General features: G+C 62.5%; 13 protein-coding genes, 2 tRNA genes and 3 rRNA genes. 10 read left to right on the forward strand and 8 right to left on the reverse strand.

Annotated features, from left to right (window positions below):
* Nucleotides 1-114: 114 nt before the first annotated feature.
* Both NP80_RS15230 and rpe read right to left on the reverse strand, forming a co-directional pair.
* Complete coding sequence (locus NP80_RS15230) at nucleotides 115-885, reverse strand: phosphoglycolate phosphatase (protein ID WP_006406906.1); 771 nt, start codon at nucleotides 883-885, stop codon at nucleotides 115-117.
* 4 nt (nucleotides 886-889) lie between these two features.
* Entirely contained in the window at nucleotides 890-1,576 is a 687-nt protein-coding gene (gene rpe / locus NP80_RS15235; protein WP_006400466.1) for a ribulose-phosphate 3-epimerase, read from the reverse strand.
* A gap of 185 nt (nucleotides 1,577-1,761) precedes the next feature.
* Here rpe and apaG point away from each other — a divergent pair, with 185 nt between their 5' ends.
* Complete coding sequence (apaG, locus tag NP80_RS15240; protein ID WP_006400465.1) at nucleotides 1,762-2,136, forward strand: Co2+/Mg2+ efflux protein ApaG; 375 nt, start codon at nucleotides 1,762-1,764, stop codon at nucleotides 2,134-2,136.
* Nucleotides 2,137-2,247: 111 nt separating this feature from the next.
* Entirely contained in the window at nucleotides 2,248-3,480 is a 1,233-nt protein-coding gene (gene mltA / locus NP80_RS15250) for a murein transglycosylase A (RefSeq protein WP_080559128.1), read from the forward strand.
* A gap of 201 nt (nucleotides 3,481-3,681) precedes the next feature.
* Here mltA and paaK read toward each other — a convergent pair whose 3' ends face one another.
* The 5 genes from paaK to paaN all read right to left on the reverse strand — a co-directional run bounded on the left by paaK (nucleotide 3,682) and on the right by paaN (nucleotide 9,310).
* Complete coding sequence (gene paaK, locus NP80_RS15255; protein WP_006406904.1) at nucleotides 3,682-4,980, reverse strand: phenylacetate--CoA ligase PaaK; 1,299 nt, start codon at nucleotides 4,978-4,980, stop codon at nucleotides 3,682-3,684.
* A 38-nt stretch (nucleotides 4,981-5,018) separates the two neighbouring features.
* Entirely contained in the window at nucleotides 5,019-5,477 is a 459-nt protein-coding gene (gene paaI, locus NP80_RS15260) for a hydroxyphenylacetyl-CoA thioesterase PaaI (RefSeq protein ID WP_006406903.1), read from the reverse strand.
* 1 nt (nucleotide 5,478) lies between these two features.
* Nucleotides 5,479-6,270 (reverse strand): 2-(1,2-epoxy-1,2-dihydrophenyl)acetyl-CoA isomerase PaaG, encoded by a 792-nt coding sequence (paaG, locus tag NP80_RS15265; protein ID WP_006406902.1) that lies wholly within the window; start codon nucleotides 6,268-6,270, stop codon nucleotides 5,479-5,481.
* A 44-nt stretch (nucleotides 6,271-6,314) separates the two neighbouring features.
* Nucleotides 6,315-7,517, reverse strand: coding sequence for a 3-oxoadipyl-CoA thiolase (gene pcaF / locus NP80_RS15270; protein WP_006406901.1), 1,203 nt, complete (start codon nucleotides 7,515-7,517; stop codon nucleotides 6,315-6,317).
* Between the two features lie 86 nt (nucleotides 7,518-7,603).
* Entirely contained in the window at nucleotides 7,604-9,310 is a 1,707-nt protein-coding gene (paaN, locus tag NP80_RS15275; protein WP_006406900.1) for a phenylacetic acid degradation protein PaaN, read from the reverse strand.
* Between the two features lie 128 nt (nucleotides 9,311-9,438).
* Here paaN and NP80_RS15280 point away from each other — a divergent pair, with 128 nt between their 5' ends.
* The 8 genes from NP80_RS15280 (at nucleotide 9,439) to NP80_RS15315 (ending at nucleotide 20,183) form a co-directional block, all read left to right on the forward strand.
* Nucleotides 9,439-10,215, forward strand: coding sequence for an enoyl-CoA hydratase (locus NP80_RS15280; protein ID WP_006406899.1), 777 nt, complete (start codon nucleotides 9,439-9,441; stop codon nucleotides 10,213-10,215).
* A 571-nt stretch (nucleotides 10,216-10,786) separates the two neighbouring features.
* A 16S ribosomal RNA gene (locus tag NP80_RS15285) occupies nucleotides 10,787-12,319 on the forward strand.
* A gap of 61 nt (nucleotides 12,320-12,380) precedes the next feature.
* Nucleotides 12,381-12,457, forward strand: a tRNA-Ile gene (locus tag NP80_RS15290).
* 38 nt (nucleotides 12,458-12,495) lie between these two features.
* Nucleotides 12,496-12,571, forward strand: a tRNA-Ala gene (locus NP80_RS15295).
* A gap of 345 nt (nucleotides 12,572-12,916) precedes the next feature.
* A 23S ribosomal RNA gene (locus NP80_RS15300) occupies nucleotides 12,917-15,797 on the forward strand.
* Between the two features lie 152 nt (nucleotides 15,798-15,949).
* Nucleotides 15,950-16,062 (forward strand): 5S ribosomal RNA (gene rrf / locus NP80_RS15305).
* Together the 16S, 23S and 5S rRNA genes with 2 tRNA genes alongside form the textbook arrangement of a ribosomal RNA operon.
* A gap of 234 nt (nucleotides 16,063-16,296) precedes the next feature.
* Nucleotides 16,297-18,372, forward strand: a complete 2,076-nt coding sequence (locus NP80_RS15310; RefSeq protein WP_035948672.1) for a molybdopterin-containing oxidoreductase family protein — start codon at nucleotides 16,297-16,299, stop codon at nucleotides 18,370-18,372.
* A gap of 137 nt (nucleotides 18,373-18,509) precedes the next feature.
* Nucleotides 18,510-20,183 (forward strand): long-chain fatty acid--CoA ligase, encoded by a 1,674-nt coding sequence (locus NP80_RS15315; protein ID WP_006407649.1) that lies wholly within the window; start codon nucleotides 18,510-18,512, stop codon nucleotides 20,181-20,183.
* A gap of 300 nt (nucleotides 20,184-20,483) precedes the next feature.
* Here NP80_RS15315 and NP80_RS15320 read toward each other — a convergent pair whose 3' ends face one another.
* The gene (locus NP80_RS15320) at nucleotides 20,484-21,647 is read right to left on the reverse strand and encodes a porin (protein ID WP_006407648.1); all 1,164 of its coding nucleotides are present in this window, start codon (nucleotides 21,645-21,647) and stop codon (nucleotides 20,484-20,486) included.
* Between the last annotated feature and the right edge of the window lie 236 nt (nucleotides 21,648-21,883).

Below are 21,883 nucleotides of genomic sequence, written 5' to 3' on the forward strand. Positions count from 1 at the left end.
TCAGCGTACCTCATCGAAGAGGTTAGCGCGACCAGCGACGCCAGGGCCAGGCTCCCCGGTCGATGCTGCTCAGACTCCGTTTTTTATTCAGAAACATGCGGATGGAAGAAATAGTCAGACGGTTGGCTGGCCGGCATTGTGCGCGACGATCGCGCGAGCCGCAGCCAGCAACGAATCGACTATACCATCCGAATTTATCGTTTGTATAGGCTTGCCGTGGTTGTAGCCATACGGGACCGTCAGCGTTGCCATCCCGGCCGCGCGGCCCGCGAGCGCGTCGTTTTCCGAGTCGCCGATCGCGACCGACACGTGCGGCGCGACGCCGAGCGCCTCGCAGGCGGCCAGCATCGGCAGCGGATCGGGCTTCTTGCGCGCGACGCTGTCGCCGCCGAGCACGACGCCGAAACGATCGGCAAGCCCGTATTGCTCGAGCAGCTCGACCGCGAAGCGGTGCGGCTTGTTCGTCACGCACGCGAGCCGGATGCCTGCCACGCGCAGCGCATCGAGGCCGGTCGCGACGTCGGGATAGAGGCGCGTGTGGCGGCCGTTGATCTTCGCGTATTCGGCCTGATAGATCGCGAGCGCGTCGTCGAAGCGCGTGCGCACTTCGTCGGCAGTGAAGCGCGGCGCCAGCACGCAATGAATCAGATGCTCGGAGCCCTTGCCGACGTAGCCGATCACTTCGTCGCGCGACGTGGCCGGCGCACCGAGCTTCGCGAGCATCGCGTTCAGGCCGGCCGTGAAATCGTCGACCGTATCGACCATCGTGCCGTCCAGATCGATCAGCGCCGCGTCGATGCGCGGCGCGCTCAACCGGATCGTGCGATCGCCGGCGGCGGGCGGCTCGGCGGCGGATGCGGGCGCGGCAAGCGGCGGCTGAGCCATCGCGTCAGCTCCGCTCGACGGCCGCGAGGGCGGCGCGCATCTCGTCGATCACCTTTCGGTAGTCGGGCTTGCCGAAGATCGCCGAGCCCGCGACGAACGTGTCGGCGCCGGCCGCCGCGATTTCCGCGATGTTGTCCGCCTTCACGCCGCCGTCGACCTCGAGCAGGATCTCGCGGCCCGTGCGTTCGGTGTACGCGTCGATGCGCGCACGCGCTTCGCGCAGCTTGTTCAGCGTTTCCGGAATGAACGACTGGCCGCCGAAACCGGGGTTCACCGACATCAGCAGCACGTAGTCGAGCCGGTCCATCACGTGATCGAGATAGTTCAGCGGCGTCGCCGGGTTGAACACGAGACCGGCCTTGCAGCCATGATCGCGGATCAGCGTCAGCGTGCGGTCGATGTGGTCGGAGCCTTCCGGATGGAAGCTGATCAGGTTCGCCCCGGCTTTGGCGAAGTCCGGCACGATCCGGTCGACCGGACGCACCATCAGATGCACGTCGATCGGCACCTGCACGTGCGGACGAATCGCTTCGCACACGAGCGGGCCGATCGTCAGGTTCGGCACGTAATGGTTGTCCATCACGTCGAAGTGGATCCAGTCGGCGCCGGCGGCGACCACGTTGCGGACTTCTTCGCCGAGCCGCGCGAAGTCGGCCGACAGGATGCTGGGAGCGATGCGGAATTGAGTCATGACAGGGAAGCGGGGACGCTGCGGCGCAAAACCGCCATTCTACCGCCCGCCGGGCGCGGCGCGGCGGCGGGCCGTCCGGTTGCAGCCCGTTTGCGCATCAAGCAGAATGCCGAACCAAAGCGGCGCGCCTGCCGCGTCCTTCGTCCACGTCGCCGGCGCGGGCCTTACCCTCCAGCGGAAACACCATGAGTCAGTATCAGTTCACCGTTTCGGTGAAAACCAGCTACTTGCCGGAACAATCCGACCCCGAACGTCGTCAATACGCATTCGCGTACACGCTGACGATCCGCAACACGGGGCAGGTCGCCGCGCAACTGATCGCGCGCCACTGGATCATCACCGACAGCGAGAACCACGTGCAGGAAGTGAAAGGGCTCGGCGTGGTCGGGCACCAGCCGCTGCTGCAGCCGGGCGAACAGTTCGAGTACACGAGCTGGGCCGTGATCGCGACGCCGGTGGGCACGATGCGTGGCGCGTATTTCTGCGTGGCCGAAGACGGCGAGCGCTTCGAAGCGCCGATCGACGAGTTCGCGCTGCACATGCCGCGCACGCTGCACTGAGCGCACGACGCCGCACGCGGCGCGGCGCGGTGCTGCGCGCGCCGCGATCAGCGCGGCTGACGGTCGTTGTTGCGGGCGTGCTTCTTTCTGCCCGACGCGGTCCACGCGACGATGAAAACCAGCAGGGCGAGCGCGAGAAAGGCTTCCAGCGCGAAGATGAGCATCGGATATTGGTCGAGAAAATCTGACATGGCGGTTTCCATCAAGAACGGACATTGTATGTGGTTTGGGCGCCGGGCGGCCGGCTGGGCGGCGGCGGTCGCGATGGCGGCGCTACTCGCCGCATGCGGCGGCGCGCCGACGCGGCCGACGGCGCTGAAGCCGCCGACCGGCGCGGCGATCGTGCCGGGGCAGGTCGCCGCGAAGCGGCTCACGCCGGTGGCGTGGCAGCAGGTGCCGGGCTGGCAAGACGATTCGCTGATCGGCGCGACGGCCGCGCTGCGGCAGAACTGCGTGCGGCTCGCGCGGCAGCCGGCGTGGCAGCGCGCGTGCGCGGCCGCCGAGCGGCTCGACGAACTCGACGCGAACGGCGCGCGCGCGTTTTTCGAAACGTACTTCACGCCGTTCCAGTTCGCGAACACCGACGGCACGCTCGACGGCCTCGTGACCGGCTATTACGAGCCGCTGCTGCACGGCTCGCGCGTGCGCCGCGGCCCGTATCAATATGCGCTGTACCGCTGGCCGGCCGGCTATCGCGCCGGCGCGGCGCTGCCTGCGCGCGCGCAGCTCGAACGCTCGGGGATACTGAACGGCAACGAACTCGTGTGGGTCGACGACCCGATCGAGGCGTTCTTCCTGCAGGTGCAGGGCTCGGGGCGCGTGCTGCTCGACGACGGCTCGGTGATGCGGGTCGGCTTCGGCGGCACCAACAATCAGCCGTATCGCTCGATCGGCAAGTGGCTGCTCGATCGCGGCGAACTGACGCCGGCGCAGGCGACGATGCAGGGCATCAAGGCGTGGGCGAAGGCGAATCCGGGCCGCGTCGACGCGCTGCTCGACACGAACCCACGGTTCGTCTTCTTCCGCGAGATGCCGACGAAGGAAGAAGCGCCGCACGGCGGCGCGGACGGTCCGATCGGCGCGCTCGGCGTGCCGCTCACGCCCGAGCGTTCGATCGCCGTCGATCCGGCGTCGATTCCGCTCGGCACGCCGGTGTTTCTGCAGACCACACGTCCACTGACGAACACGCCGATGAACCGGCTCGTGTTTGCGCAAGATACGGGCAGCGCGATCAAGGGCGGCGTGCGGGCCGACTATTTCTGGGGGCTCGGCGACGATGCCGGCGACCTCGCCGGTCGCATGAAGCAGGTCGGCCGGATGTGGCTGCTGTTCCCGAATTCGTGAGGGTTTTCGTGTCGGTCGTCGTGACGGGCGACGGCGGCGCGTAGCCGACGCGGCGCGCGCCTGTCGGCGAAATCGTTCGGGCGAGGCGGTTCGCGCCGATGAATAGAAAAACGCCCGCCCGGCGTTCGCCGGTCGGGCGCTGCATCGAAATGGCGTTGCGGGCGTCGACGTTCGCTATGCGGCGCGCGACGACTTGCCGGCTCAGCCCTTGCGCTTGTCGATCACGCGGCGCGCCTTGCCCACCGAGCGCTCGATCCCGTTGACCGGCAGCACGTTGACCACCGCCGTCACGCCGATCAGCGATTTGATGTCGTACGCGAGCGCCTGCTTCGCGGCCTGAATCGCGGCGGTGTCGGGCGCCGTTTCCGGGCACGGCTCGACGTTGAGCGTCAGTACGTCGAGCGGCCCTTCCTTCGTCAGCACGATCTGGTAATGCGGCGCAAGCGCGCGCTGCTTCAGCAGCTGCTCCTCGATCTGCGTCGGAAACACGTTCACGCCGCGCACAATCATCATGTCGTCCGAGCGGCCCGTGATCTTTTCCATGCGCCGCATCGTACGGGCGGTGCCCGGCAGCAGACGCGTGAGGTCGCGCGTCCGGTAGCGGATGATCGGCAGCGCTTCCTTCGTCAGCGAGGTGAACACGAGCTCGCCGAGTTCGCCGTCCGGCAGCACTTCGCCGGTGTCCGGATCGATGATTTCCGGGTAGAAGTGATCTTCCCAGATCGTCGGGCCGTCCTTCGTTTCGACGCATTCCGACGCGACGCCGGGGCCCATCACTTCGGACAGCCCGTAGATGTCGACCGCGTCGATCTTCATCCGCTGCTCGATCGCGACGCGCATGTCGTTGGTCCACGGCTCGGCGCCGAAGATGCCGATGCGCAGCGAACTATGCGCCGGATCGACGCCCTGCCGTTCGAACTCGTCGGCGATCGACAGCATGTAGCTCGGCGTCACCATGATGATGTCGGGGCGGAAGTCCTGAATCAGCTGCACCTGTTTTTCGGTCTGGCCGCCGCCGAACGGAATGACCGTGAGGCCCGCGCGCTCGGCGCCGTAGTGCGCGCCGAGGCCGCCGGTGAATAGCCCGTACCCATAGCTCACGTGCACCTTGTCGCCGGGGCGCGCTCCGGCCGCGCGGATCGAGCGCGCAACGAGGTTCGCCCACGTATCGATGTCGCGCGCCGTGTAGCCCACCACGGTCGGTTTGCCGGTCGTGCCCGACGACGCATGAATACGCGAGACCCGCTCCTGCGGCACCGCGAACATCCCGAACGGATAGCTGTCACGCAGGTCGCTCTTCGTCGTGAACGGGAAGCGCGACAGGTCGGCGAGCGTTTGCAGGTCGTCCGGATGCACGCCGGCTTCGTCAAACTTGCGGCGATAGACAGGGGAGTTATCGTACGCGTGCCGCAGCGACCATTTGAGGCGTTCGAGCTGCAGCGCGGTCAGCTCGTCGCGGGATGCGGTCTCGATCGGCTCGAGCGGTAGCGGGGTAGTCATGCGTGTCTCCAGTGTTTGTTATGGGCGTGGCGCCGACGTCAGCGGTCTTCCGGTATCACGGTGCCCTTGATCTGCGCGGACTTGCCGCGAAACATCGCCACCGTTTCGCCGGCGCGGTTCGTCACGCGGATGTCGTAGATGCCGTGCCGGCCGCTGCGTGTTTGTTCGGTTGCCTCGGCGGTCAGCACGTCGCCGCCGTGCACGGGCCGCAGATACTCGATCGAGCAGCCGGCTGCGACCGTATTGACGTTGTACGAATTGCACGCGAATGCGAACGTCGAATCGGCGAGCGTGAAGATCAGCCCGCCGTGGCAGATCTGATGGCCGTTCAGGAAATCGGCGCGCACGGGCATCCGCAGGCACGCATAACCGGCGCGCACGTCGACGATTTCGATGCCGAGCGCGCGGCTGCACGCGTCGGCTTCGTACATGGTCTGCGCAGTCATGCGGGCGAGAGCGTCGGGATCGAGCGTGTCGGTCGTCGGGTTCGTCGTCATGTCAGCGGCCCTCGAAGCGCGGCGCGCGCTTTTCGATGAATGCGTTGACGCCTTCGGCGTAATCGTGCGACTGGCCGAGCTTGCGCTGCAGGTCGCGCTCCAGATCGAGTTGCTGGTCGAGCGTATGGGTCATGCCGTCGCGCATCGCCTGCTTGATCGACGCGATCGCGAGCGTCGGTTGCTGCGCGAGCCGCGCGGCCAGCTCACGGGCCGATGCGGCGAGCGCGTCGTCGTCGACGGCGCGCCAGATCAGCCCCCACTGTTCCGCCTGTTCGGCGCCGAGCTTGTCGCCGGTCAGCGCAAGGCCCAGCGCGCGCGCCATCCCGACGCGCTGCGGCAGGAACCACGTGCCGCCCGAGTCCGGCACGAGGCCGATCTTGACGAAAGCCTGGATGAAGCTGCTCGAGCGCGCGGCGAGCACGATATCGCACGCGAGCGCGAGATTCGCGCCCGCACCGGCGGCCGTGCCGTTGACGGCCGCGATCACCGGAATCGGCATGCGCTGCAGCCGCCGGATCAGCGGATTGAAGTGCTCGTCGATCAGCGCGCCGAGGTCGGTCGACGCGCCCGGCGTGAAATCGAGGTCCGCGAGATCCTGCCCGGCGCAGAAGCCGCGCCCGGCACCCGTCAGAATCAGTGCGCGCGCACCGGCCGCGCCGACCTCGTCGAGCGCCGACTGCAGCTCGCGATGCATCGCGCGCGTAAAGCTGTTCAGCTTGTCGGGACGATGCAGCGTGATCGTCGCCACGCGGGCGGCTTCGTCGATGTCCAGCCGAATTGCCTGATAGGACATGCAGTGTCTCCGTGATGATTCGTTATAGGTGCGCGCGGAGCCAGCTATACGCGTTCGATCGCGAGCGCGATGCCTTGCCCGACGCCGATGCACATCGTGCAGAGCGCGAAGCGGCCGTTCGTGCGATGCAGCTGATACATCGCCGTCGTCACGAGCCGCGCGCCCGACGCGCCGAGCGGATGGCCGAGTGCGATCGCGCCGCCGTTCGGGTTCACGCGCGGATCGTCGTCGGCGACGCCGAGCATGCGCAGCACCGCGAGGCCCTGCGACGCGAACGCTTCGTTCAGCTCGATCACGTCGAACTGATCGATCGTCATGCCGAGTTGCTGCAGCAGCTTCTGCGTGGCCGGCGCCGGGCCGATGCCCATCACGCGCGGCGCGACGCCGGCGGTCGCCATGCCGATGACGCGCGCGCGGCGGCGCAGGCCGTACTGGTCGGCCGCTTCGGCATTCGCGAGCAGCAGCGCGCACGCGCCGTCGTTGACGCCCGACGCGTTTCCGGCCGTCACCGTACCGTCCGGGCGCACGACGCCCTTCAGCTTCGCGAGCGCTTCGAGCGACGTTTCGCGCGGATGCTCGTCGCGCGACACGACGAGCGGGTCGCCCTTCTTCTGCGCAATCGTGACGGGCACGATTTCCTCGGCCAGTGTGCCGTCCTGCTGCGCGCGGGCCGCCTTCTGCTGGCTGCGCAGCGCGAACAGATCCTGATCGGCGCGGCTCACGTTGTAGTCGACCGCGACGTTCTCGGCCGTCTCCGGCATCGAGTCGACGCCGTATTGCTGTTTCATCAGCGGATTGACGAAACGCCAGCCGATCGTCGTGTCGTAGATGTCGGCCTGACGCGCGAATGCGCTCGCGGCCTTGCCCATCACGAACGGCGCGCGCGTCATGCTTTCGACTCCGCCGGCGATCATCAGCCGCGCTTCGCCGGCCTTGATCGCGCGCGCGGCCGTGCCGATCGCGTCCATGCCCGAGCCGCAGAGCCGGTTCAGCGTCGCACCGGGGACGGCGGTCGGCAGCCCGGCCAGCAGCGCCGACATGCGCGCGACGTTGCGGTTGTCTTCGCCGGCTTGGTTCGCGCAGCCGTAAATCACGTCGTCGACCGCGTTCCAGTCGACGTCGCGGTTGCGCTCGATCAGCGCCTTCAGCGGCACCGCGCCGAGGTCGTCCGCGCGGACGTCTTTCAGGGCGCCGCCGTAGCGGCCGATAGGGGTGCGAATGGCATCGCAGATATAGGCGTCAGTCATGGCGTATCGGAAGGCGACGAACCCGCCGGATGGCGGATTCGTTCATGGTAGAGAATGTGGCGGCGTTTGCACGTCCGCCATTCGGGTTATACCGGTTGGCCGACTTCCGCGGGCGCCGCCTTCGGCGCAACATGGACGCGGCTCTGAACCACGCGGAAGCGGTTGGCGACGAATGCGGCATCGGCCAGTGCCGCGTTCGCGGCCGGATTGGCGCCCGTACCGTGGAAGTCCGAGAACGCCGCCGACTGATTGACGAACACGCCGCCTGTCAGGTTGAGCGACAGCGCGACGCCGCCGCGCACCGCGGCTTCGTGTGCGGCGTCGATCACGTCGTCGGCCGTGCTGTAGACGGACAGCGTCAGCGCGCCGTGCTCGGCGGCGATCTCGCCGGCGAGATCGAGCGACTGCGCGGTCGAGTCGGTCGCGATCACGAACGAGATCGGCCCGAACCATTCCTGCGTGAATTTTTCGCGGTCGGCGACGTCGAGCTGCAGCACGAGCGGCGTGCGCACGCGAGCGTCGGGGAAGGCGGGGTGCTGAAGCGTCTGGCTATCGAGAAGCACTCGGCCGACTGCGCGCGCGGCGTCGATACGTGCCGTCACGCCGTCGTTCTGGATGGCGCCGATCAGCTCGACCGACCGTGCCGGGTCGCCGGTGAGTTTCTGCACCGCGCCGGCGATCGCCTGCGCGACTTCGTCGAAGCTCGCATGGCCGTCGGCGGTGCGGATGCCGTCGCGCGGCACATAGATGTTCTGCGGCGCGGTGCACATCTGCCCCGAGTACAGCGCGAGCGAGAACGCGATGTTCTTGGCGGCGGCTTTCAGATCGTCGGTCGAGTCGATCACGATCTGATTGACGCCTGCCTTCTCGGTGTAGACCTGCGCCTGATGGGCGTGACGTTCGAGCCACGTGCCGTTCTGCGTGCTGCCGGTGAAGTCGATCAGCTTGATCTCGGGGCGCAGCGCGAGGTCCTGCACGAGTGCGCCGTCGTTCGGCTCCGTGGCGAGCAGCGTCACGACGTTCGGATCGAAGCCGGCCTCGCGCAGCACATCGCGCGCGATCCGCACGGTGATCGCGAGCGGCAGGATTGCGCCGGGATGGGGCTTCACGATCACCGTGTTGCCGGTCGCGAGATCGGCGAACAGGCCGGGATAGCCGTTCCAGGTCGGGAACGTGCAGCAGCCGAGCACGAGCCCGGTGCCGCGCGGGACGATCGTGTAACGCTTCTGCATCGCGAGCGGCGGGTTCTTGCCTTGCGGCTTTTCCCAATGCGCGTCGGCCGGGATGCGGCGCAGCTGGTCCCACGCATAGGCGACGGCCTCGAGCGCGCGGTCCTGCGCATGCGGGCCGCCGGCCTGGAACGCCATCATGAACGCCTGGCCCGTCGTGTGCATCACGCTGTACGCGATTTCGAAGCTGGCGCGGTTCAGGCGCGCGAGGATCTCGAGGCTGACACCGATCCACGCGCTCGGGCCGGCTTCGCGCCACGCCCGCTGGGCAGCGCCGGCGGCGGCGATCAGCGCATCGGGCGTCGACTTCGGATACCGGATGTCGAGCGCGACGCCATACGGAGAACGTTCCGCGCCGACCGTCTCGCCGCTGGCCGGCTGGTCGAGCTCGAAGGTCTTGCCCAGGTGCGATTTGAACGCGGCTTCGCCGTCTGCATTGCCGCTTTCCCCGTACACTTTGGGGCTCGGCATTTCGGCGAACGGGCTCCAGTATCCGCGGCTCTCGATGGCGGCGAGTGCGCGTTTCAGCGTGTCTTCGTGCTTCGTGAACAGTGCATGGGTCATGACGGCGGCCTGATGAACGTGAGAAGGGTTGGATCGATTAATTAACCGACCGGTTGGTCGGAGAATGGTAGCATCAAACTATTCGCGTGTGCGAGGCGTTTCTCAATTCATTGATCGAGGAGAAATAGATGTCTTACGAGAACATCCTGGTGGAGACGCGAGGGCGTGTCGGACTGATCACGCTGAACCGGCCGAAGGCGCTGAACGCGCTGAACGACGCGTTGATGGACGAGTTGGGCGCAGCGCTGAAGGCGTTCGACGCGGACGACGCCGTGGGCGCGATCGTCGTAACGGGAAGCGAGAAGGCCTTCGCGGCCGGAGCGGACATCGGCATGATGGCCACCTATTCCTATATGGACGTGTACCGCGGCGACTACATCACGCGCAACTGGGAAACGGTGCGCCAGATCCGCAAGCCGATCATTGCAGCGGTCGCCGGTTTTGCGCTCGGCGGCGGCTGCGAGCTTGCGATGATGTGCGACATCATCTTCGCCGCCGATACGGCGAAATTCGGCCAGCCGGAAATCAAGCTGGGCGTGATGCCGGGCGCCGGCGGCACGCAGCGCCTGCCGCGCGCGATATCGAAGGCGAAGGCGATGGACATGTGCCTGACTGCGCGCTTCATGGATGCTGACGAGGCGGAGCGCGCCGGGCTCGTATCGCGCGTGCTGCCGGCGGACAAGCTGCTCGACGAGGCGTTGTCGGCTGCGGCGACGATCGCCGAGTTTTCGCTGCCCGCTGTCATGATGATCAAGGAGTCGGTGAATCGGGCGTACGAGACGACGCTGGCGGAAGGCGTTCATTTCGAGCGCCGGCTGTTCCACTCGCTGTTCGCGACGGAGGATCAAAAGGAAGGGATGGCGGCGTTCGTCGAGAAGCGTAAGCCGGTATTCAAGCACCGCTGATGGTGTCGCGCCGCGGTTGCGGTGTTTGTTGTCAACGGCGCGATGGGTAACGCAGTCGGACCCGCGCGTCGTTGCCCCGAAGCTTCCGTGCGCGGCAGCGCACGGAAGCTTTTAAAAATATTTTCACAAACCGCTTGCGTGTTGGACGTGGGCTGCATAGAATCACGCCTCTTTCGCGCTAACGGAAACGCGGCGTGAAAGGGGAAGCGAAGTTGGACGTGTGCTGCAGCATAGAGCGCCCGGCCGACGAAGGAAGAAGAACCCCGCAGTCGCAACGATGTAGTGAAAAAAGTTGTTGACGAACTGCGAAACAGTGTTCATAATCTCGCTTCTCTGCTGCTGACAACGCAGCGCTGCTGAGCAAGACGATCTGCTCGCAGATATGTTCTTTAAAAACTAACAGCCGATAAGTGTGGGCGCTTGATGTGAGCGAGACCTGATCTTCGGATCGGGATAGCAAAAGTATCAAGAGTCTCACACTAAAGTAAGTCAGGTTTATGAAGCAATTCATATGACCTGTCAGCTTTGAGTGAGCGACCGGTTCGAGAGAACCGAAAACAGTAACAGGTTTGAACTGAAGAGTTTGATCCTGGCTCAGATTGAACGCTGGCGGCATGCCTTACACATGCAAGTCGAACGGCAGCACGGGTGCTTGCACCTGGTGGCGAGTGGCGAACGGGTGAGTAATACATCGGAACATGTCCTGTAGTGGGGGATAGCCCGGCGAAAGCCGGATTAATACCGCATACGATCCACGGATGAAAGCGGGGGACCTTCGGGCCTCGCGCTATAGGGTTGGCCGATGGCTGATTAGCTAGTTGGTGGGGTAAAGGCCTACCAAGGCGACGATCAGTAGCTGGTCTGAGAGGACGACCAGCCACACTGGGACTGAGACACGGCCCAGACTCCTACGGGAGGCAGCAGTGGGGAATTTTGGACAATGGGCGAAAGCCTGATCCAGCAATGCCGCGTGTGTGAAGAAGGCCTTCGGGTTGTAAAGCACTTTTGTCCGGAAAGAAATCCCTGGCTCTAATACAGTCGGGGGATGACGGTACCGGAAGAATAAGCACCGGCTAACTACGTGCCAGCAGCCGCGGTAATACGTAGGGTGCGAGCGTTAATCGGAATTACTGGGCGTAAAGCGTGCGCAGGCGGTCTGTTAAGACAGATGTGAAATCCCCGGGCTCAACCTGGGAACTGCATTTGTGACTGGCAGGCTAGAGTATGGCAGAGGGGGGTAGAATTCCACGTGTAGCAGTGAAATGCGTAGAGATGTGGAGGAATACCGATGGCGAAGGCAGCCCCCTGGGCCAATACTGACGCTCATGCACGAAAGCGTGGGGAGCAAACAGGATTAGATACCCTGGTAGTCCACGCCCTAAACGATGTCAACTAGTTGTTGGGGATTCATTTCCTTAGTAACGTAGCTAACGCGTGAAGTTGACCGCCTGGGGAGTACGGTCGCAAGATTAAAACTCAAAGGAATTGACGGGGACCCGCACAAGCGGTGGATGATGTGGATTAATTCGATGCAACGCGAAAAACCTTACCTACCCTTGACATGGTCGGAATCCTGAAGAGATTCGGGAGTGCTCGAAAGAGAACCGGCGCACAGGTGCTGCATGGCTGTCGTCAGCTCGTGTCGTGAGATGTTGGGTTAAGTCCCGCAACGAGCGCAACCCTTGTCCTTAGTTGCTACGCAAGAGCACTCTAAGGAGACTGCCGGTGACAAACCGGAGGAAGGTGGGGATGACGTCAAGTCCTCATGGCCCTTATGGGTAGGGCTTCACACGTCATACAATGGTCGGAACAGAGGGTTGCCAACCCGCGAGGGGGAGCTAATCCCAGAAAACCGATCGTAGTCCGGATTGCACTCTGCAACTCGAGTGCATGAAGCTGGAATCGCTAGTAATCGCGGATCAGCATGCCGCGGTGAATACGTTCCCGGGTCTTGTACACACCGCCCGTCACACCATGGGAGTGGGTTTTACCAGAAGTGGCTAGTCTAACCGCAAGGAGGACGGTCACCACGGTAGGATTCATGACTGGGGTGAAGTCGTAACAAGGTAGCCGTATCGGAAGGTGCGGCTGGATCACCTCCTTTCCAGAGCTATCTCGCGAAGTTGAGCGCTCACGCTTATCGGCTGTAATCAAGACAGACTCAGGGGTCTGTAGCTCAGTCGGTTAGAGCACCGTCTTGATAAGGCGGGGGTCGTTGGTTCGAATCCAACCAGACCCACCAAGTTGTCTGGCGAGAAGAAACCTGAGTGGTCTCTGTATGGGGGCATAGCTCAGCTGGGAGAGCACCTGCTTTGCAAGCAGGGGGTCGTCGGTTCGATCCCGTCTGCCTCCACCACAATCTTCAATGCGAAGTGCTTGGTTCGAAAGCGAACCGAGGATTTGGCATTGGCGATTGAGCCAGTCAGAGTGATGCAGGAAACTGTATCGGCTGTCGTTCTTTAACAATCAGGAAGAAGTAAGTAATTTGGATAGCGGAAGCGTCTTATGAGATGGACGTGGAAACTATCCGGGTTGTGATTGTATCGATGTATCTCAAGATGATTCGAACTTCATTGTTCGGCTCAATTTGGAATACGGCACACACGTAGTGTGGGCTCCGCGTAAGTGCTAAAGCACTGACGCTGAGCGACACGCGAGAACTCAACCTGTAACGACTGTCGACGAGACAGACTCGTTATAGGGTCAAGCGAACAAGTGCATGTGGTGGATGCCTTGGCGATCACAGGCGATGAAGGACGCGGTAGCCTGCGAAAAGCCCCGGGGAGCTGGCAAACAAGCTTTGATCCGGGGATGTCCGAATGGGGAAACCCACTCCGTATGGAGTATCCATGACTGAATACATAGGTCATGTGAAGCGAACGCGGTGAACTGAAACATCTAAGTAACCGCAGGAAAAGAAATCAACCGAGATTCCCAAAGTAGTGGCGAGCGAAATGGGATGAGCCTTGTACTCTTTATTCGTATTGTTAGCCGAACGCTCTGGAAAGTGCGGCCATAGCAGGTGATAGCCCTGTAGGCGAAAACAGTATGAAAGAACTAGGTGTACGACAAGTAGGGCGGGACACGTGAAATCCTGTCTGAAGATGGGGGGACCATCCTCCAAGGCTAAATACTCGTGATCGACCGATAGTGAACCAGTACCGTGAGGGAAAGGCGAAAAGAACCCCGGGAGGGGAGTGAAATAGATCCTGAAACCGCATGCATACAAACAGTCGGAGCCTCGTAAGGGGTGACGGCGTACCTTTTGTATAATGGGTCAGCGACTTACGTTCAGTAGCAAGCTTAACCGTATAGGGCAGGCGTAGCGAAAGCGAGTCCGAATAGGGCGTTCAGTTGCTGGGCGTAGACCCGAAACCAGGTGATCTATCCATGGCCAGGATGAAGGTGCGGTAACACGTACTGGAGGTCCGAACCCACTAACGTTGAAAAGTTAGGGGATGAGCTGTGGATAGGGGTGAAAGGCTAAACAAACCTGGAAATAGCTGGTTCTCTCCGAAAACTATTTAGGTAGTGCCTCGTGTCTCACCTTCGGGGGTAGAGCACTGTCATGGTTGGGGGGTCTATTGCAGATTACCCCGCCATAGCAAACTCCGAATACCGAAGAGTGCAATCACGGGAGACAGACATCGGGTGCTAACGTCCGGTGTCAAGAGGGAAACAACCCAGACCGCCAGCTAAGGTCCCCAAATATGGCTAAGTGGGAAACGAAGTGGGAAGGCTAAAACAGTCAGGAGGTTGGCTTAGAAGCAGCCACCCTTTAAAGAAAGCGTAATAGCTCACTGATCGAGTCGTCCTGCGCGGAAGATGTAACGGGGCTAAGCCATATACCGAAGCTGCGGATGCGTGCTTGCACGCATGGTAGGAGAGCGTTCCGTAAGCCTGCGAAGGTGCCTTGTAAAGGGTGCTGGAGGTATCGGAAGTGCGAATGCTGACATGAGTAGCGATAAAGGGGGTGAAAGGCCCCCTCGCCGTAAGCCCAAGGTTTCCTACGCAACGTTCATCGGCGTAGGGTGAGTCGGCCCCTAAGGCGAGGCAGAAATGCGTAGCTGATGGGAAGCAGGTCAATATTCCTGCACCGTCGTTAGATGCGATGGGGGGACGGATCGCGGAAGGTTGTCCGGGTGTTGGACGTCCCGGTCGCTGCATTGGAGAAGGCGCTTAGGCAAATCCGGGCGCAGGATTCAAGGGTGTGGCGCGAGCGACTTCGGTCGCGAAGCAATTGGAAGTGGTTCCAAGAAAAGCCTCTAAGCTTCAGTCTAACGATGACCGTACCGCAAACCGACACAGGTGGGCGAGATGAGTATTCTAAGGCGCTTGAGAGAACTCGGGAGAAGGAACTCGGCAAATTGGTACCGTAACTTCGGGATAAGGTACGCCCTTGTAGCTTGACCAGCCTGCGCTGGAAGGGTGAAGGGGTTGCAATAAACTGGTGGCTGCGACTGTTTAATAAAAACACAGCACTCTGCAAACACGAAAGTGGACGTATAGGGTGTGACGCCTGCCCGGTGCCGGAAGATTAAATGATGGGGTGCAAGCTCTTGATTGAAGTCCCGGTAAACGGCGGCCGTAACTATAACGGTCCTAAGGTAGCGAAATTCCTTGTCGGGTAAGTTCCGACCTGCACGAATGGCGTAACGATGGCCACACTGTCTCCTCCCGAGACTCAGCGAAGTTGAAGTGTTTGTGATGATGCAATCTACCCGCGGCTAGACGGAAAGACCCCATGAACCTTTACTGTAGCTTTGCATTGGACTTTGAACCGATCTGTGTAGGATAGGTGGGAGGCTATGAAACCGGAACGCTAGTTTCGGTGGAGCCGTCCTTGAAATACCACCCTGGTTTGTTTGAGGTTCTAACCTTGGTCCGTGATCCGGATCGGGGACAGTGCATGGTAGGCAGTTTGACTGGGGCGGTCTCCTCCCAAAGGGTAACGGAGGAGTACGAAGGTACGCTAGGTACGGTCGGAAATCGTGCTGATAGTGCAATGGCATAAGCGTGCTTAACTGCGAGACCGACAAGTCGAGCAGGTGCGAAAGCAGGTCATAGTGATCCGGTGGTTCTGTATGGAAGGGCCATCGCTCAACGGATAAAAGGTACTCTGGGGATAACAGGCTGATACCGCCCAAGAGTTCATATCGACGGCGGTGTTTGGCACCTCGATGTCGGCTCATCTCATCCTGGGGCTGTAGCCGGTCCCAAGGGTATGGCTGTTCGCCATTTAAAGAGGTACGTGAGCTGGGTTTAAAACGTCGTGAGACAGTTTGGTCCCTATCTGCCGTGGGCGTTGGATATTTGAAGGGGGCTGCTCCTAGTACGAGAGGACCGGAGTGGACGAACCTCTGGTGTACCGGTTGTGACGCCAGTCGCATCGCCGGGTAGCTATGTTCGGAAGAGATAACCGCTGAAAGCATCTAAGCGGGAAACTCGCCTTAAGATGAGATATCCCTGGAGGCTTGACCTCCTTGAAGGGTCGTTCGAGACCAGGACGTTGATAGGTCGGGTGTGTAAGCGCAGTAATGCGTTCAGCTAACCGATACTAATTGCCCGTAAGGCTTGATCCTATAACAAGTCTGCCTTGTAGATCGGCGCCGTGCGACAGCACCGGCTGCGATCCAAAGCGACACGTTGGATTCTCGAGTGCGATACGCACAACCCAAAATTACTGCTTCTTCCCGATTGGTTGCGCTGCGAAGCAACGCAACAACCCTCTTTGCCTGATGACCATAGCGAGTCGGTCCCACCCCTTCCCATCCCGAACAGGACCGTGAAACGACTCTACGCCGATGATAGTGCGGATTCCCGTGTGAAAGTAGGTAATCGTCAGGCTCCCTAAGCCAAAAACCCCCGCCTGATCAGGCGGGGGTTTTTGCATTTGTGGCGCCGGAAATGCGCTGTCGGCCCGAGCGCCGGCCAAATGCGCCGCTGCGATCTCCGATTCTTCTCCTCCGACCGGCCCGCCTAGCCCCATCTTCAAATAAAGCCCGCGACCTGTACGGAATGAGCGCTTTATCCGGCAGGTCCACGTAAAATTTGCGAATCCCCATCTTCGCACCCACAACAATGAACGCCGCCACCCACGTTGCTCGGGCCGTCTGCCCGCATGATTGTCCGGATACGTGCGCCATGCGCGTGACTGTCGAGAACGGAAGGGCGATCAAAGTCGCAGGCGACCCCGACCATCCGCCGACGCAAGGCGTCCTCTGCACGAAGGTCAGCCGATATGCGGAGCGTGTTCATCATCCGGACCGTCTTACCGTGCCGCTGAAGCGCATCGGCGCGAAAGGCGAAGGGCGCTTCGCGCCGATCAGTTGGGACGATGCGTTCGACGAAATTGGTCGCCGTTTGGGGGACATTGCGACGCGCGCGCCCGAAGCGATCGTGCCGTACAGCTATGCGGGAACGATGGGTCTCGTGCAGGGCGAAGGCATCGCACAGCGCTTCTTCCACAAGATCGGCGCGTCCCGCCTCGAGCGGACGATCTGCGCGGCGGCCGGCGCCGCCGGCCTGCGCTTCACTTATGGCGCCAGCGTCGGGATGCATCTCGAGCATTTCGAGGAAAGCGAACTGATCCTGATCTGGGGCGCCAATCCGATCGCATCGAGCCTGCATTTCTGGACCCGCGCGCAGGAAGCCAAGCGGCGTGGCGCGCGGCTCGTCGCGATCGATCCGTATCGGTCGCTGACCGCCGAAAAGTGCCACCAGCACATCGCGCTGAAGCCCGGCACCGACGGGGCATTCGCGCTCGGCATGATGCACGTGCTGATCACCGAGAATCTGCTCGATCACGATTACATCGCCGACCATACGCTCGGATTCGACGCACTCAAGGCGCGCGCGCTGTCGTATCCGCCGGAGCGCGTCGCGCAGATTTGCGGTATCGATGCGTCGGAACTGATCGATCTTGCCCGCCGTTACGGCGCGACGCGCAAGGCAGCGATCCGCCTTAATTACGGTATGCAGCGCGTGCGCGGCGGCGGCAATGCGGTGCGCGCGATCGCCAGCCTGCCCGCGCTGACCGGTGCCTGGCGCGACCGCGCGGGCGGCCTGCTGCTGTCGTCGTCGGAATTCGCGCCAATCAATCAGCCCGCGTTGTTGCGCCCGGATCTGATCCCCGGCTGGCCGCACAAGCTGCCGCGCATCATCAACATGAATGCGATCGGCGATGCGCTGCTGCACCCGGGCGATGCGGCGTTCGGTCCGAAAATCGAGGCGGTGATCGTCTACAACTCGAATCCCGTTGCCGTCGCACCCGACTCGTCGAAGGTCGCGGCCGGGTTCGCACGCGAAGACCTGTTCACCGTCGTTCTCGAGCATTTCAAAACGGATACCGTCGATTTCGCCGATATTGTGCTGCCGGCGACGACGCAGCTCGAGCACCTGGACGTCCACAAATCGTACGGGCACACCTACGTGATGGCGAACCTGCCGGCCATTCCGCCCGTGGGCGAGGCACGGCCGAACACGGAAATCTTCCGCGGCATCGCGCGCAGCATGGGGATCGACGAGCCGGCGCTCTATCACTCCGACGAGGAAGTCGCGCGCGCGGCGCTTCGATGGGACGACCCTTCGCTCGACAGCGATTGGGACACGCTGAAGCGCGAAGGTTGGCTGAAGCTGAAATTGCCCGATGCGCCGTTTGCAAACGGCGGGTTCCGCACGCCGTCCGGCAAGTGCGAGTTCTACAGCGCGCGGCTCGAGCAAATGGGTCTGGATCCGGTGCCCGACTATCTGCCGCCTTTCGAGTCGGCCGAAGCGGCGCCGGAGCTCGCGGCCCGTTACCCGCTCGCGATGATTTCGCCGCCGGCGCGCCACTTCCTGAACAGCACGTTCGTCAACGTCGAGAGCCTGCGCAGCACGGAAGGGCAGCCGCACCTCGACATGCACCCGGCGGACGCCGCATCGCGCGGCATTGCGGACGGCGATCTCGTGCGCATCTTCAACGACCGCGGATCGATGCAGGCCGTCGCGAGAGTGACGGACCGCGCGCGTGCGGGGCTCGTCGTCGGCTTGTCGATCTGGTGGAAGAAGCTGTCGCCCGACGGCCGCAACGCGAACGAGGTCACGAGCCAGGCGCTGACCGATCTCGGCAATTCGGCGACGTTCTACGACTGTCTGGTCGAAGTCGAACCCGCCTGAGCGAACGGACGCACGCGCGTCGGGCGAGCATCGTCCCCCGTTCGAAGGGGACGTCTAACCCTGTTGTCTCGCGACGGGCGACCCGCTACGATGCGTTTTAGCACGACCATTCGAAAATCCGTGAGGAGACGCGCAGTATGGAAAAAATTTGGCTGAAATCGTACCCGCCCGGCGTTCCAGCCGAAATCGACGCGTCTCCGTATCCATCCGTTCCCGACCTCCTCGACGAGAGCTTCACGCAATACCGCGACCGTACGGCATTCGTCTGCATGGGCAAGGCGATTACGTACGGCGAACTCGATGCGCTGTCGCGCCGCTTCGGCGCGTGGCTGCAGTCGCGCGGCCTCGCCCGCGGCGCGCGCGTCGCGATCATGATGCCGAACGTGCTCCAGTACCCGATCACGATTGCGGCCGTGCTGCGTGCCGGCTATACGGTCGTCAACGTGAACCCGCTCTACACGCCGCGTGAGCTCGAGCATCAGCTGAAGGACAGTGGTGCAGAAGCGATCGTCATTCTCGAGAATTTCGCGTCGACGCTGCAGGCGGTGATTGCGAATACGGCGATCAAGCACGTCGTCGTCGCGTCGATGGGCGATCTGCTCGGCATCAAGGGCTGGATCGTCAACTACGTCGTGCGCAACGTGAAGAAGATGGTGCCGGCCTGGCAGTTGCCGTCCTTTACGCGCTTCAATGCGGCGCTCGCCGAAGGAGCGCGGCAAACGTTCAAGCCGCCGAAGCTCGGCCCCGACGACGTCGCATTCCTGCAATACACGGGCGGCACGACCGGCGTCGCAAAGGGCGCGACGCTGCTGCACCGGAACATCGTGTCGAACGTGCTGCAGGCCGGCGCGTGGCATCAGCCTGCACACGACAAGTATCCCGATGTGAAACAGTTCGTGACGGTTGTCGCGCTGCCGCTCTATCACGTGTTTGCGCTGACCGTCTGCGGCTTTCTGACGATGCGCACCGGCGGCATGGGCGTGCTGATTCCGAATCCGCGCGACATCGGCGGAATGATCAAGGAGCTGAAGGGCTATCAAATCTCGACGATTCCGGCCGTCAACACGCTGTACAACGCGCTGCTGAATCATCCCGACTTCGGCCAACTGGATCTGTCGAAGCTCGTGATTGCGAACGGCGGCGGGATGGCGATCCAGGAAGGCGTCGCGAAGCGCTGGTATGAAAAGACTCATACGGCGATCGTCGAAGGCTACGGGCTGTCCGAAACGTCGCCGGTCGCGACCTGCAATCCGGTCACGGCGACCGAATACAGCGGGACGATCGGGCTGCCGCTGCCGTCGACCGAAGTCACGATTCGCGACGATGCCGGCAACGACGTCCCGCTGGGCGAGCCGGGCGAGATCTGCATCCGCGGGCCGCAAGTGATGGCCGGTTACTGGAACCGCCCGGAGGAAACCGCGAAGGTCATGTGTCCGGACGGATTCTTCAAGACCGGCGACGTCGGCGTGATGGATGCGCGCGGTTACGTGAAGATCGTCGATCGCAAGAAGGACATGATTCTCGTATCCGGCTTCAACGTTTATCCGAACGAAGTCGAGGACGTCGTCGCATCGCATCCGGGCGTGTTCGAAGTGGCCGCGGTCGGCGTGCCGGACGAGCACTCGGGCGAAGCGGTGAAGCTCTTCGTCGTGAAGAAGGATCCGGCGCTGACCGACAAGGATCTGCTTGCGTACTGCAAGGAGCGCCTGACCGGCTACAAGCGGCCGAAGTTCGTCGAATTCCGCACGGAATTGCCGAAGACGAACGTCGGCAAGATCCTGCGGCGAGAACTGCGCGACGGACGCGCGTAACGGCGCAACGCTCGAGCGAGCGGACCGCAGGACGAGCCCGGCCTATGCCGGGCTTTTTGTTTGCCTGCGCGAAAAGCGTCGTCGCAATTGCAAGGCCGCCGCTGCGTGGCGCGACGAGGACGCGCATGGCACGGCTCGACGAATGCCGCTGCTGCGGTCACCCGTTGCGCGGTGATCCGCGAGCGGATCACGCATCGTCGAGCGCCGAGTTCAAGCGGCCGCAGGCGCGTACGCGCGCCGAAAAAAGAAAAAGGCGCCCGAAGGCGCCTTCAATATGCTGCGGCTTGTCAGACAAGCTGATTAGAACTTGTGACGGATGCCGACGCGCGCTGCGACCTGGTTGCTCGTCGCCGACGGATCGAGACCGTTGATCGAAGCCGTTGCGTTGATCGGCGTGCCGGTCGGGTTCGTCGGGTCGAGCGTCTTGCCCGAGGCGTGCTGGTACACGCCGATCACGTAGACGTCGGTCCGCTTCGACAGGAAGTAGTCGACGCCCAGCGAGCCTTGGTGATACTTGGCTGCCGAGTTGCCGTCGATCTTGCTGCCTTGCGTGTAGTCGTACGCTGCGCCGAGGATCAGCGCCGGCGTCAACTGATACTTGAAGTTGATTTCGCCGTTGTTGAACGTCGCGGTTTGGCCAGTGTACGGGCCGAAGTTGAAGTTCTTGAACTTGACGTTCGAGTACGTTGCCCCGATCGTCGCTGCGCCGAACGTGTACGCACCACCCGCGCCGATCACCTGATAGGTGTTCGCGTTTGCATATGCGCCATAAATCGGCGAGCTCAAGACGCTGTTCGAAGTCGCCGAGCCGTTGTTGAACATGCCGCCGAAGTTGCTCGGCGTACGTGCGTTCAAGTAACCCACACCGAGTACCAGCGGGCCGTTGTTGTAGCCGGCGCCGAGCGACCAGACCTGATTCTTCGAGAACTGGCCCGCTTGACCGCCGAAGCTATACAGGCCGCCGAACGAGAAACCGCCGTAGGTCGGGCTCGTGTACTTCACCGCGTTGTTCACGCGGTACGCGTTGTTGAAGTTGTCGAGGTCGCCCGGGTGAGCGGCGATGTAGCCGCCCCACTGGTCGCCTGCCTCGAGCGGGCCGACGAAGTCGACGACGGAGTCGTACTGGCGGCCCAGCGTGACCGTGCCGTACTGGCTCGACAGGCCCACATAGGCCTGACGACCGAACATCAGGCCGCCCTGGCCGAGCCTGCCCGAGTTCACGTCGAAGCCGTTTTCGAGGGTGAAGATCGCCTTCAGGCCGCCGCCGAGGTCTTCGGTGCCGCGCAGGCCGAAACGGCTACCCTGCATGACGCCGCTGCTCAGACCGTACAGGTGCTGGCCCTTCGCGTTGTTGTTGAAGATGAAACCTTCATCGATGATGCCGTAAAGCGTCACGCTGCTTTGCGCATGGGCAGCGCCAGCGAACGCGCCCAGCGCGACGAGCGCGAGAAGCGACTTTTTCATTAACGGATCTCCAAGAATCACTGAATTTTTCTGTCGGGGCGGGTAGTTATGTTTTGCCGGCTGCCCCCGTCAACTTCGCAAGAAGTCGCTCGTAATGTAGCAAAACGGATTTTTGCCACAAAGCGAAATGCCGTACCGCAACCTCGGCATGTTTCCTTTATGCAACAATGGTTAAAATCACGGGTTAACCGCAATTTCCGCTGAAGAATCAAGTCGTTTACGCAGCGGGACGCGTG

Source organism: Burkholderia multivorans ATCC BAA-247 (genome assembly GCF_000959525.1).
GTDB lineage: Bacteria > Pseudomonadota > Gammaproteobacteria > Burkholderiales > Burkholderiaceae > Burkholderia > Burkholderia multivorans.